At 60.1% G+C, this 12973-nt stretch carries 10 protein-coding genes and 1 pseudogene; 4 read left to right on the top strand and 7 right to left on the bottom strand.

The window, feature by feature from the left end:
* Positions 1–31 precede the first annotated feature (31 nt).
* The 4 genes from araD1 to chvE form a co-directional block, all read right to left on the bottom strand.
* Complete coding sequence (gene araD1, locus ACZ9BX_RS01475; RefSeq protein ID WP_165928146.1) at positions 32–1027, bottom strand: AraD1 family protein; 996 nt, start codon at positions 1025–1027, stop codon at positions 32–34.
* Between the two features lie 111 nt (positions 1028–1138).
* Positions 1139–2344, bottom strand: coding sequence for a multiple monosaccharide ABC transporter permease (gene mmsB, locus ACZ9BX_RS01480; protein ID WP_027508232.1), 1206 nt, complete (start codon positions 2342–2344; stop codon positions 1139–1141).
* Positions 2341–3879 carry a multiple monosaccharide ABC transporter ATP-binding protein gene (mmsA, locus tag ACZ9BX_RS01485; protein ID WP_476215236.1) on the bottom strand — a complete coding sequence of 513 codons (1539 nt, stop codon included), beginning with the start codon at positions 3877–3879 and terminating at the stop codon, positions 2341–2343. The genes mmsB and mmsA overlap by 4 nt, the downstream gene beginning before the upstream one ends.
* Before the next feature lie 98 nt (positions 3880–3977).
* Positions 3978–5042, bottom strand: coding sequence for a multiple monosaccharide ABC transporter substrate-binding protein (gene chvE / locus ACZ9BX_RS01490; RefSeq protein ID WP_027508234.1), 1065 nt, complete (start codon positions 5040–5042; stop codon positions 3978–3980).
* A gap of 273 nt (positions 5043–5315) precedes the next feature.
* Between chvE and ACZ9BX_RS01495 the strand changes: the two genes are divergently transcribed.
* Complete coding sequence (locus ACZ9BX_RS01495; RefSeq protein WP_476215239.1) at positions 5316–6320, top strand: LysR family transcriptional regulator; 1005 nt, start codon at positions 5316–5318, stop codon at positions 6318–6320.
* A gap of 57 nt (positions 6321–6377) precedes the next feature.
* The gene (locus ACZ9BX_RS01500; protein WP_476215241.1) at positions 6378–6857 is read left to right on the top strand and encodes a hypothetical protein; all 480 of its coding nucleotides are present in this window, start codon (positions 6378–6380) and stop codon (positions 6855–6857) included.
* Here ACZ9BX_RS01500 and ACZ9BX_RS01505 read toward each other — a convergent pair whose 3' ends face one another.
* On the bottom strand, positions 6858–7094 hold the full coding sequence (locus tag ACZ9BX_RS01505; protein ID WP_476215243.1) for a hypothetical protein: 237 nt from the start codon (positions 7092–7094) through the stop codon (positions 6858–6860).
* A gap of 153 nt (positions 7095–7247) precedes the next feature.
* On the opposite strand from ACZ9BX_RS01505, the gene iolG reads away from it, so the two are divergent.
* Together iolG and ACZ9BX_RS01515 are read left to right on the top strand one after the other, a co-directional pair.
* On the top strand, positions 7248–8240 hold the full coding sequence (iolG, locus tag ACZ9BX_RS01510; protein ID WP_476215245.1) for an inositol 2-dehydrogenase: 993 nt from the start codon (positions 7248–7250) through the stop codon (positions 8238–8240).
* Positions 8241–8409: 169 nt separating this feature from the next.
* Positions 8410–9300 (top strand): DMT family transporter, encoded by an 891-nt coding sequence (locus tag ACZ9BX_RS01515; protein WP_476215246.1) that lies wholly within the window; start codon positions 8410–8412, stop codon positions 9298–9300.
* A 5-nt stretch (positions 9301–9305) separates the two neighbouring features.
* Here ACZ9BX_RS01515 and ACZ9BX_RS01520 read toward each other — a convergent pair whose 3' ends face one another.
* Together ACZ9BX_RS01520 and ACZ9BX_RS01525 are read right to left on the bottom strand one after the other, a co-directional pair.
* Entirely contained in the window at positions 9306–11081 is a 1776-nt protein-coding gene (locus ACZ9BX_RS01520; RefSeq protein ID WP_476215247.1) for a B12-binding domain-containing radical SAM protein, read from the bottom strand.
* A 185-nt stretch (positions 11082–11266) separates the two neighbouring features.
* A pseudogene (locus ACZ9BX_RS01525) lies at positions 11267–12968 on the bottom strand (DEAD/DEAH box helicase).
* Between the last annotated feature and the right edge of the window lie 5 nt (positions 12969–12973).

A 12973-nucleotide genomic window follows, 5' to 3' on the forward strand; every position in this document is an offset into this window, starting at 1 on the left:
GCCGCAGCTCGCGGCCGGCCCAGCGCAAAATTCAAAGCTGCTTGACAGCGATATTTTCTTCGGCGGCGACCTTCAGCGGATTGCGCAGCGGTAGGCCGAATTCGGCAACCTCGATCTCGAAGACATCGCCCTCTTCCGTCTTGACGCCATCTGCGAAGGAGAGCGTGGCGGTGCCGAACATGTGGACGTGAACATCCCCCGGCACGCGGAAGAGGCCGTATTTGAAGTGGTGATATTCGAGGTTCGCGAAGGTATGCGACATGTTCGCCTCGCCGGAGAGAAACGGCTTCTCGAAGATCACTTTGTCGCCGCGCTTGATGCGCGAGGTTCCGCGGATATCCTCAGGCGCAACGCCGATGCGGATTTCCGGGCCGAAGCTTGCGGGGCGGAGCTTGGAATGGGCGAGATAGAGATAGTTGATCCGCTCAGTGACGTGGTCGGAGAACTCGTTGGAGAGCGCAAAGCCGATGCGAAACGGCGTGCCGTCCTTGGCGATCACATAGATGCCGGCCATCTCCGGCTCTTCGCCGCCGTCAAGCGCGAAGGAGGGGGAGACGAGGGGAGCACCGGGTGCGGCAGCGCCGTAGCCGTTGCCCTTGTAGAACCATTCGGGCTGCACGCCCTTTTCACCGGCCTTCGGCTTGCCGTTCTCAAGGCCCATCTTGAACATCTTCATCGAGTCCGTGAGCGTTTCTTCCGCGGCCTCGGTGGTCTTCTTGTGCATGGAGTCGCGGGTCGCCGCCGATCCCAGATGCGTGAGGCCGGTGCCGGTCAGATGAAGGTGAGCAGCATCCGGATGGGTGATCGGCGGGAGGAAGTTACCCTCCGCATAGGCCTTTTCCAGATCGACGGCATCGCCGTAGCCATGCGTCTCGATGACTGAAACCAGCGGCTTACCGGCGTCTGCGGCTTCCATTGCCAGCGCGTAAACGCTGTTTGCATTCTTCACGGCTTTCGCTGCACCGCCCGGCTCACGCACGGCGACGATGATCTCTCCGTTCGAACCCTTGATCTGCGAAATAAGCACGGCTTTCATCCTCTATAGCTGGGCGCGGAAAAGCTCCGCCTCTCCGGCTTCCGAGGGAGCCGGAACTGGTCTTTCTCATGCCTGCAAATGCCTGGACTGGCGCCGGAGCGCTTAGCCCTTGTTCTTGTTATAAACGTCGAAGAAGACGGCGGCCAAAAGCACAAGGCCCTTCACCATCTGCTGGAAATCAATGCCAAGGCCGACGATCGACATGCCGTTGTTCATGACGCCCATGATGAACGCGCCGATGACGGCACCGGTGATCTTGCCAACGCCGCCGGAGGCGGAGGCGCCGCCGATGAAGCAGGCTGCGATGACGTCGAGCTCGAAGCCGACGCCTGCTTTCGGCGTCGCGGAGTTCAGGCGCAGCGCAACGATGATGCCTGCCAGGCCGGCAAGGACGCCCATGTTGACGAAAGTGTAGAAGCTCAGGCGCTCGGTGTTGATACCGGAAAGCTTGGTGGCTTTCTCGTTGCCACCCATCGCGTAGATCCGGCGGCCGATCGTCGTCCGGCGTGTGATGAAGGCGTAAGCTGCGATAAGCACGAGCATGACGACGAGAACGTTCGGCAGGCCCCTGTAGCTCGACAACTGCCAGCCGAGCGCCAGGATGGCGAGCGTGACGAGCGCGTGCTGGGCAATGAAGAAGCCCGCCGGCTCGACGTCGATGCCGTGGCTTTCATTCACCTTGCGGCGGCGCCAGGCAAGATAGAAGAGGACGACCGGGATGATGAGCGTCAGGATCAGCGACGTGGACTGTACCGGCGTTCCGGCGATGTCGATCATGCCGCCCGGCAGGAAGCCGGTGCTGATGATCTGGAATTCCTTGGGGAAGGGGCCGATGTTCTTGCCGCCGAGCACGAAGAGCGTCAGACCGCGGAAAACCAGCATGCCGGCCAGCGTTACGATAAAAGACGGGATGCGGTGGTAAGCGATGAAATAGCCCTGAGCGGCGCCGATAATGCCGCCGATCATCATGCAGAGCAGGCCCGCGAGCCAGAAATTCATGCCCCATTGCACGGTGAAGATGGCCGCGAGCGCGCCCACGAAGGCGACGATCGAGCCGACCGACAGGTCGATATGGCCAGCCACGATGACGAGCAGCATGCCGAGCGCCATGATGACGATGAACGAATTCTGCAGAACCAGGTTCGTCAGGTTGACCGGACGGAAGAGAATGCCGCCCGTGTAAAGCTGGAAGAACACCATGATCGCGACGAGTGCGATGAGCATGCCGTATTCGCGAATGTTGCCCCGGATGTAGTCGGCAATCGAGACGACGTTGCTTTCCTCGGTGGCTGGGTTGACCGGAGTCATTGTCTCTTCTCCCCTGAGCGCATGATAGCGCGCATGATGGTTTCCTGGCTCGCTTCTCCCTTCGGCAGTTCCGCAACGATGCGACCTTCGTTCATCACGTAGATGCGGTCGCACGTGCCGAGCAGTTCCGGCATTTCCGATGAGATCATCAGAACGCCTTTGCCGTCGGCTGCGAGCTGGTTGATGATAGTATAGATTTCGTATTTGGCACCAACATCGATGCCGCGGGTGGGCTCGTCCAGGATCAAGACATCAGGATCGGAGAAGAGCCACTTGGACAGCACGACTTTCTGCTGGTTGCCGCCCGAGAGATTGACCGTTTCCTGGAACACGCCGGAAGAGCGGATGCGAAGTTTCGACCGGTAGTCGTTCGCGACCTTCAGCTCCTGAACGTCATCGATGATCGTACTGTTCGACACGCCGTTGAGATTGGCAAGCGTGGTGTTGCGCAGGATGTTGTCATTGAGCACGAGGCCGAGATGCTTGCGGTCTTCGGTGACGTAGGCGAGGCCGGCATCGATCGCCTTGCGGACCGTGCTGACATCGACCGGCTTGCCGTGCATCAGCACTTCGCCGCTGACCTTATGGCCGTAGGATTTGCCGAAGACGCTCATGGCGAATTCCGTTCGTCCAGCCCCCATGAGACCGGCGATGCCGACGACCTCGCCCTTGCGGACGGTGACGTTGACGTTGTGCAGCACCTGGCGGTCGCGGTGATGCTGGTGATAGGCGTTCCAGCTCTTCACTTCGAGGATGGTTTCGCCGATCGGAACCGAACGCGGCGGATACCGGTCCTCGAGATCGCGGCCCACCATGTTGCGGATGATGACATCTTCGCTGACCTCGTCGGTGTGACAGTCGAGCGTCTTGACGGCCATGCCATCACGCAGAACCGTGATCTGGTCTGCGACTTTGCGTACTTCGTTGAGCTTGTGCGAAATGATGATCGAGGTGATACCCTGCTTGCGGAATTCGATCAGCAGGTTGAGCAGCGCGTCGGAGTCGCTTTCGTTCAGCGAAGCCGTCGGCTCATCGAGAATGAGCAGCTTGACGCTTTTCGACAGCGCCTTGGCGATCTCGACGAGCTGCTGCTTGCCGACGCCGATGTCGGTGACAAGCGTGTCCGGAGATTCGCGCAGGCCGACTTTTGCGAGCAACTGCCGCGTGCGGTTGAACGTCTCCTGCCAGCTGATGATGCCGCTCTTGGCATTCTCGTTGCCGAGGAAAATATTCTCGCCGATCGACAGAAGCGGCACGAGCGCCAGCTCCTGATGGATGATGACGATGCCGATTTCTTCCGAGTCCTTAAGCACCTTAAAGTTGCGGACTTCGCCGTCGTAGACGATCTCGCCATCGTAAGTGCCGGCCGGGTAAACGCCGGAGAGGACTTTCATGAGGGTCGATTTTCCGGCCCCATTTTCGCCCACCAATGCGTGAATTTCACCCTGACGAACCTTGAGGTTCACATTCTCAAGCGCTTTTACGCCCGGGAACGTCTTGGTAATGTTCCGCATTTCGAGGATTGTATTGTCCATAGTCAAAATCCAACGCCAGCAGCCGGAGATACGGCGCGACGATCATAAAAGTGAAGACCGGAACCCGCAAGCAGCAGGTTCCGGCCAACCTGGTACGATTACTTCAGCTGGTCAGCCGTATAGTAACCGCCTTCGACGAGAACCTTCTCGTAGTTGGTCTTGTCGACCGCTACCGGCTTCAGCAGGTAGGACGGAACAACCTTGACGCCGTTGTCGTAGGTCTTGGTGTCATTGACTTCCGGCTCCTTGCCGGACATGACAGCGTCAACCATTGCAACGGTGACCTTGGCGAGTTCGCGCGTGTCCTTGAAGACTGTCGAGTGCTGTTCGCCAGCAATGATCGACTTCACGGACGGAACTTCAGCGTCCTGGCCGGAAACAACCGGGAGCGGCTGGTCCGGGGTGCCGTAGCCGACGCCCTTCAGCGACGAGATGATGCCGATGGAGAGACCGTCGTACGGAGACAGGACGGCATCGACCTTGGCGTCGGTGTAGTTAGCCGAGAGCAGGTTGTCCATGCGGGCCTGGGCCGTTGCAGCGTCCCAACGCAGTGTGCCGACCTTGTCCATGCCGGTCTGGCCAGACTTCACGACGAGCTTGCCGCTGTCGATGTAGGGCTGCAGGACAGACATCGCGCCGTCGTAGAAGAAGAAGGCGTTGTTGTCGTCCGGCGAACCGCCGAAAAGCTCGATGTTGAATGGACCCTTGCCATCCTTGAGGCCGAGGGCGTCAACGATGGAGGTTGCCTGCAGGACGCCGACCTGGAAGTTGTCGAACGTTGCATAGTAGTCGACGTTGGCCGAGTCGCGGATCAGGCGATCGTATGCAATGACTTTGATACCGGAGTCATGAGCCTTTTGGAGAACGTCGGAAAGCGTCGTGCCGTCGATAGCGGCGATGACGAGAACCTTAGCGCCCTTCGTGACCATGTTCTCGATCTGAGACAGCTGGTTCGGAATATCGTCGTCAGCATACTGCAGGTCGGTGCTATAGCCCGCTGCCTCAAGCTGCTTGACGATGTTGTTGCCGTCGTCGATCCAGCGAGCCGAAGATTTCGTGGGCATCGCGATGCCTACCATCCCCTTGTCCTGCGCCATTGCCGGCATAACGAATGAAGCGATGCCGAAGGCAGCCGCAGCCATCAATGAGATAATGGATTTCATTTCTCTCTCCCTTGTTAATAGACGGCGGACGAAAAATCGCCCGCCAACGAAACTGTGGCAGGTTCCGTAGATTGGATAGTTACTTCAGATGGTGAGAAACGAAGTAGGTCTCCTCCACGATCTCACACGTGTTGAGTGCCAACCAGCACACGGCCGCAAACTCGTATGGAATCTTATAACTGTCAAATAGAATAAGTGGTAAAGTGCATAACAAATTTGGTATATCGTTAAAAAGTATTACTTTTGATGGAGCGCGGATGGGAGGCCGCAACCATGGCGATTGTTTCCGACGCGATTTCCACGGATCGCATCGATATCCATAGCGACAATTTCGGTGATGATGCCTTTCTGCGCGCGGGCTTGAAGCTGAATCACCTGCGCATGATCGTCGCAATCGAAGATAGCGGGCAGATTTCCGCAGCGGCGGAGACCCTGAACATTTCCCAGCCGGCCGCCTCGCGGATGCTCGCTGAAATGGAATCGATCCTGAAGACGCCGCTTTACGAGCGGGTCGCCCGTGGCGTGGTGCTGACCACCTTCGGAGAAGCACTCGCCAGGCGTGCACGAAAAATTCTGCTGGAATTGCGCGAGGCCGGCCGTGAGATTGCCGAGTTGAAGAGCGGCAAGGGCGGCTCCGTCTTCATAGGCGCCGTCACTGCGCCCGCCATGAGCCTCGTCGTTCCGGCCATCGACAAGGTCCGCAAGGCGTTTCCGGGTATCGAGATCAACATAGAAGTGGAGACGAGCAACGTTTTGGCGCGGGAACTGCTCGCCGCCCGACACGACTTCATTATCGGCCGCATTCCTGACGATCTCAATCCGCGGCTCTTCGAAGTGCGTGAAATAGGCATCGAAAAAGCCTGCCTGATCGTGCGCAGGGGCCATCCGCTCCTGAAGAAGACTGTGAGCAGCCTCGCCGATCTCCATGGCTACGGCTGGGTTTTCCAGCCGCCGGGCACGCTGCTGCGGCGAACGCTGGAGGATATCTTTCTAGCGGCGAGGGTGCCGCTGCCGGAAAATATCGTCAACACGTCATCCTTGCTGCTGACCTGCGCGATTATTTGCGAGACGGATGCCATCGCGCCCGTAGCGCTGGACGTTGCCCAGTTTCTCTCCGGCCAGGATGCGAAGGCGTCCGACGTGCGCGTGTTGCCGACCGATTTCAAGATAGACGTAAAGCCCTACAGCCTGATTACCGCCCGCGAGCGCGCGCTGCCCCCAAGCGCGCGGCTTCTTTATGACCTTATTCTCGAGGAAAGCCGGAAGCAGGGAGAATGAACGCAAGCCCGGCGCCATGCTGGCGGTGTTCAATACGCCACTTCGAAGGGAAGGGGCATGTTGTTCGGGCAATCGGTTTTTCAATCCGTTCTGGAGCGGCTGAAAGCGGAGGAAGCGAGCGAAGACGAGGCGTCCGTCGAGCATCGCGTCCATGGCTTCAGCATTGGTCTCGCCTTCGACGTGATGGAGGGCGTGTCGGCGGCGTCGCAACGCGCGGGCCAAGGCTATCTCGACAATATGGAACCGGAGACGCCCGCTGCCGCAGCAGACGAGGAAATCCGGCCGCAGCCCGTTGCGGAACCTGAGCCGGAACCCGTCATGCCGGAACATCTTGCGCGCACTGCGTCTGCCGAGATCGCGGCGGAACTCGCGATTACAGCCGTCGACACGCTGCAGACGCTGAACGAAAAGCGCCGGGCTTTCGCCAAGTCGAACCATCCCGATCGCGTCGCGCCGGCATTCCGGGAGAATGCGACGAAGCGCATGATGCTCGCGAACCTGCTGATCGATGAAGCCATGCGGCGTCGCGGCCGCTGATTATTCGGGATCCGTCTCTCCCGGTTTGGAGGCTTCGTTAGGTTCTGCGGGCGGTTGCGGCTTGAAGGTCCAGAAAAGCATATAGAAGGCATAGGCGCCGGCGCCGGCCGACAGCACACCCCAGAAGGGATCGCCGGTGACGAACTCCAATGCCGCCCAGGCGAGACATACGCCCACGATCAGCGCCCGCACCCAGACGCGGCGGTAGGCCGGATGGTTCGGATCGATCAGTTGCATGTTTCCCCCGGTCAAATTTCGATCACTTGTCTTTAGGATGGATTTCGCGAATGTGAAAGGGCAACGGGCTTGACGGCTCGCATAGAAAATGGAATGAAAATTCTACAATTATCGAAATTCGGTTTATTTGTTCCGAATTCCAGGGAGGTTCTCATGACAGTCAGATTTGGTCTTCTCGGCGCCGGCCGCATCGGCAAGGTTCACGCGAAGGCCGTGAGCGGCGACGTGAATGCGAAGCTTGTTGCCGTCGCCGACGCGTTTCCGCAGGCGGCCGAAGCGATCGCTTCCGCCTATGGCTGCGAGGTCCGCACCATCGAGGTGATCGAGGCTGCCAAGGATATCGACGCTGTCGTCATCTGCACGCCGACGGATACGCATGCCGACCTGATCGAGCGATTCGCGCGGGCCGGCAAGGCGATCTTCTGCGAAAAGCCGATCGATCTTAACGTCGATCGTGTCAGGGCCTGCATCAAGGTCGTTGACGAGACCAAGGCAAAGCTGATGGTCGGTTTCAACCGCCGCTTCGACCCGCATTTTATGGCGGTGCGCAAGACGATCGACGACGGCCGCATCGGCGAAGTCGAAATGGTGACGATCACCTCTCGCGATCCCGGTGCCCCGCCGGTCGACTACATCAAGCGCTCTGGCGGCATCTTCCGCGACATGACGATCCATGATTTCGACATGGCCCGCTTCCTGCTCGGCGAAGAGCCGGTCTCGGTTACGGCAACGGCTGCCGTACTCGTCGACAAGGCGATCGGCGAAGCCGGCGATTACGACAGCGTTTCGGTCATCCTGCAGACGAAGTCCGGCAAGCAGGCGATCATCTCCAACTCCCGCCGTGCCACCTATGGCTACGACCAGCGCATTGAGGTGCACGGCTCGAAAGGCATGGTCGCGGCCGAAAACCAGCGCCCGGTCTCGATCGAGGTCGCGAACGGCGATGGTTATACCCGCCCGCCGCTGCACGATTTCTTCATGACCCGCTACACCGAAGCCTATGCCAACGAGATCGCAAGCTTCATCGCCGCGATCGAAAAGGGTGCCAAGATTTCGCCCTCCGGCGCCGACGGCCTTGCCGCGCTGGCGCTCGCCGATGCGGCAGTCCAGTCCGTCAAGGAAGGCAAGCTCATCAAGCTCGGCTGACGGCAACTCCCGACCGGAAGCCGCGCATGAGATGGCCGGGCAGACGCCCGGCCATTTCCGTTTCGCGCCACTCATCAGCGAAACTTGAAATAAGTATCAATGCTTCGCCTTTGACCAAGGCCTGCAGGACGGGTACACCGCGCTCATTGCCGTTGTCCCAGGATCGCTAATGACCCTCGATCGTTTCGCTCCCGCCATCTTCGTTCTGCTCTGGTCTACCGGCTGGGTCGTCGCGAAATATGCGGCGCTGCATTCGGAGCCCTTTACCTTCCTCGGCATCCGTTTTGCGCTTTCGGCGCTAGCGTTCGTTGGCCTCTGCCGGGTGCTGAAGGCGAGATGGCCGGATCGCGCGACGGTGCTGCGGGCGATCTATTCCGGTTTCTTTCTGCATGGATTCTATCTTGCCGGTCTGTGGTGGGCGATCGCCAATGGCGTTCCGGCTGGCATTTCCGGCATCATCGCAGCGCTGCAGCCGCTGCTGACGGCGATGGCAGCACCCTTCCTGATCGGCGAGCGCCTGCAGCCCACCCAGAAGTTCGGACTTCTGCTCGGCTTCTTCGGCATAGCGATCGCCGTTTCCCCAAAACTTTTCGATCCTGCGTCTGCGAGCCTCGCCCATGCGGCGGTGCCGCTCGCGATCAACCTCGCCGCCATGGCCTCCGTCACATACGGCACGATCTACCAGAAGAAACACCTGCAGACCGGTGATCTCAAGACGATTGCGATGCTGCAATATGTGGGTGCGCTTGTCGTGACCGTGCCGCTCGCGCTCACCTTCGAGCGCCTGCATTTCGACGGAACGCCGGAGGCTATCGGAGCGCTGATCTGGTCGGTCTTCGGCCTGTCGATGGGCGGGATCGGGCTGCTTCTGTATCTAATCCGCCGCGGCCACGTCTCGCGGGCCGCGTCGCTGATCTATCTGATGCCGCCGACGGTCGCGATCGAGGCCTTCATCGCCTTCGGCGAACCGCTGACAGTGCCACTGGTCATCGGAACGATCGTCGTTGTCACCGGCGTTTATCTGACGAACCGGAAAAGCGCCCGCATGGCCGAGGCTTGATCAAGCTACTGGCCGGCATGGGTCAGCTGATGGATTTTCCTGACATGTGTGACGGCCGCGGTACCGCCGGCTGTCTTGGTGAACAGATCCAGCTTCTCTTCTTCGCTGTCATCGACCGGCGTCAGCGCCTGGTCCATATAGTATTTGGATGCCGGGCTTCTCTTGATGAGGAACGCAGTCGCGCTCATGCGCAGGATGACGCCTGCCAGCGAAACGTGCTTGGTAACGGTTTCCCACACGAATTGCGGCCAGAAGACGAGGGGGTGCGGTTTCGGCATTCCGGGCCGGCGTTCGGAAGGATGCTTCAGCCGCAACAGCCCGCTTTGCAGCGGATGCACATTTTCCAGCGGCACCGTCGTTGCGAAGGACACCAGCACCTTGACGAGGCTTGCAAGCGGCAAGCCGCTCGCAACGGCGCGGCGCAGCAGCGTCTTTACATGCTCCGGCGAATAATAGAGCGACCAGGCCTCGTGATAGATGCTCTCCCATTCCTGCCTGCTCATCTTCTCGTGCGCAGTGCAGACATGTTCGACGTCATAGGTATTGAGGTCGGCGTCCATCGGGACACCCTTGCGCCAAAGCGTCTGGTGATCCTCCGAGCCCGGCAGCGGCGTCAGGACGAAGAACTCGATGACATCGAGCGGCAGTTCGTGCTGAATGATCTTGATATCGCGGCGGATGGTTTCCGGCGTGTCGGAAGGAAAGCCCAGGATATAACCAGCGAGCGTCATGATGCCCTGCGCTTTCCAGGCAAGCAGCATCTTCCGGTATTCGGTGATCTTGTTCTGGTTCTTCTTGGCAGCTGTCAGGTTGTCCGGATTGACGTTCTCCAGGCCGATGAAGACCCGCGTGACGCCGGCGCGCTTCGCTTTTTCGATGAAGTTCGGGATCTTGTGGCAGAGCGTATCGACCTGGATCATCAATCCCAGCGGAATGCCATCCCTTTCCTTGAGTTCGATCAGCCGGTCGAAGATCGCTTCCCAATCCTTGTTGCGGGCGAAGTTGTCGTCAGTAATGAAGAACTTGTGGATGCCCTGCGCCCAGTTCATCCGCACCAGCTTTTCGACGTCATCGGCCGAACGGAAGCGGGATTTGCGGCCCTGCACGTTGATGATCGTGCAGAAGGAACACTGGTAGGGGCAGCCGCGACCGGCGTCGAAACTGCTGCTGAGGCCGAGCGTATGCTCGACATTTTTTTTGGGCAGGAAGGGAACCGGCGTGCCGCCGATGCCTGGAAGGTCGTTCATGAAATTGTAGACCGGCGCAAGCTTGCCATAGGCCGCGTCCTGCAAGACCTTGTCGAGCCTGCCTTCGGCCTCGCCGGCGAACATCGAAATGCCCATCTCCCGGCACGCGTCGAGTTCGACCGCGTTGCCGTCGAGCATCGAGAGACAACCGGAGACATGAAAGCCGCCCATCGAAACCGGAATGCCTGCGGCGCGGAACGGCCGGGCAATGTCGAGCGCCCGCGGATACTGGTTCGACTGAACGCCGACCAGTGCGACCATGCCGAAATTGTCATGCTGCTTCAGTAGTGCGAGCAGTTCCGGAATATGCACGCGAGTATTGGTTTCGTCGATCACCTTGATGTCGATGCCGACGCCGGGGCCGAGCACTTCGCGCTCCGCGCAGTCGGCTGCAATGCCAAAGAGAGCCGCCAGCGAATTCGAAGGGATCATCGCCCGCCACCAGCGGATTACATAGCCGTCGTCATCATAGTGCGACGGCTTGAGGAGAATGAGCTGAAAGCGGCGGCTGCTCGACGTCAGGGGAGATGACAAAACCTATCTCGCTCGTTGTAGGCAGTTCAGGACGGGTGTGATCAACATGCGTGGCGTTCGTGACGAACGCCGGTATGGAATGCACTGACATCATCGTGACGGAATTCTGCCTGGCTGGGCAACCGTCATGCACGAGCTTAAAATAAAAAAAGGCCGGAAGATACCCGGCCTTTTTCAGTTCTGTTTCAGGCCTGTTCGCGGCGCTGGCCGCCGCCATTGCGGGGGCCCTTGCGGCGCATGCCGCCGGAGCCGTCCTGGCGCTGTTCGCCATGTGCCTGCTGGCCGCGATCCTCGCCATGCTTGCGGCCAGGGCGGCCGTGCGCGTTGCGGGCACCGCCGGGGTGATGGCGGTTCGCATCGGCGTTGCCGTGCGGGCGCTGTTGCGGCTTCTTGCCCGGGCGGAAATCCGAGGTCGAGACGAGATCGTTATCCGGTCCCTGCGGCGTGACTTCGCCACGGCGCTGGCCGCGGAAGTCCTCGTTGCGGGCAGTTTGGCGCTCGGGCCGCGGACGGCGCTCCTCGGTGTTGGCGCGAACGCCGGCGGCTTCGCCTTCGCGGCGCGGACGGCGATCCTGGCGAATGCCGGAGCGTTGTTCGCCCGGACGGCCTTCGCCGCGACCCTCACCACGGCCCTGGCCACCTCGATTGCGGTTGCTGCCGTTGCCATTGCTGTTACCATTTGTACGGCGGGGCGCAGCACGCATGTCGGCCGGTGCTTCGCCGCTTGCAACGGTGATGTTGATGTTCATTAATTTTTCGATGTCGCGGAGTAGGCGTGCTTCATCAGGGGCGCAGAATGCGATTGCGATGCCGTCGCGTCCGGCGCGGGCCGTACGGCCGATGCGGTGAACATAAGCTTCCGCAACTTCCGGCAGGTCGTAATTGAAGACGTGGCTGACGGCCGGGATGTCGATGCCGCGGGCGGCCACGTCGGTAGCAATCAGCGTCTTGATGTCGCCGTCGCGGAACGCCTTGAGGGCGCGCTCGCGCTGACCCTGGCTCTTGTTGCCGTGGATCGAGGCGACGGAATAGCCTACATGCTCGAGATGCTTCATCAGCTTCTCGGCGCCATGTTTGGTGCGCAGGAAGACGATGGCGCGGCCATCCGGGTTTTCGGTCAGCGACTTCTTGAGGAGATCGGTCTTATCGTTCTTGCCGTTGACGAAGTGGACGTACTGCTCGACCTTGTCAGCAGCCTTGCCCGGAGGTGTCACTTCCACCTTGACCGGATCGGTCAGGAAGTCGGCGGCGAGGTCGGCAATGGCCTTCGGCATGGTCGCCGAAAACAGCATCGTCTGGCGCTTCTTCGGCACCATCTTGGCGATCTTACGCAGGTCGTGCACGAAGCCGAGATCGAGCATTTGGTCTGCTTCGTCGAGCACGAGGTAACGTACGGCCGTGAGGCCGATGGCGCGGCGGTTGATGAGATCGAGGAGGCGGCCGGGTGTCGCGACGAGAATGTCGGTGCCCTTTTCAAGCTGCAGCTGCTGCTTGTTGATCGATACGCCGCCGACAACGACGTTAATGCGCAGGTGCGACTTGCGCAGGAAGTTCTTCAGGTTGACGGCGATCTGGTTCACCAGTTCGCGGGTCGGAGCGAGGATGAGCGTGCGCGTCGTACGGTTGTCCGGCCGCTTGTCGTCGGCAAGCAGCTTTTCGATGAGCGGCAGGCCGAAGGCGGCGGTCTTGCCCGTACCGGTCTGGGCGAGGCCGATCAGATCGCGGCCTTCGAGGAGAAGCGGGATTGCCTGCGCCTGAATAGGCGTTGGCGTTTCAATGCCGAGCTGAAAAAGCGTGGCGACGATCGGCTTGGAGACACCAAGCGATTCAAAATTAGTCAAGGCATAACCTTTCGGGGCGCCGAAACGACGTGCCGGATCGCACCATGCGGT

Source organism: Rhizobium sp. USDA 3886 (assembly GCF_056279785.1).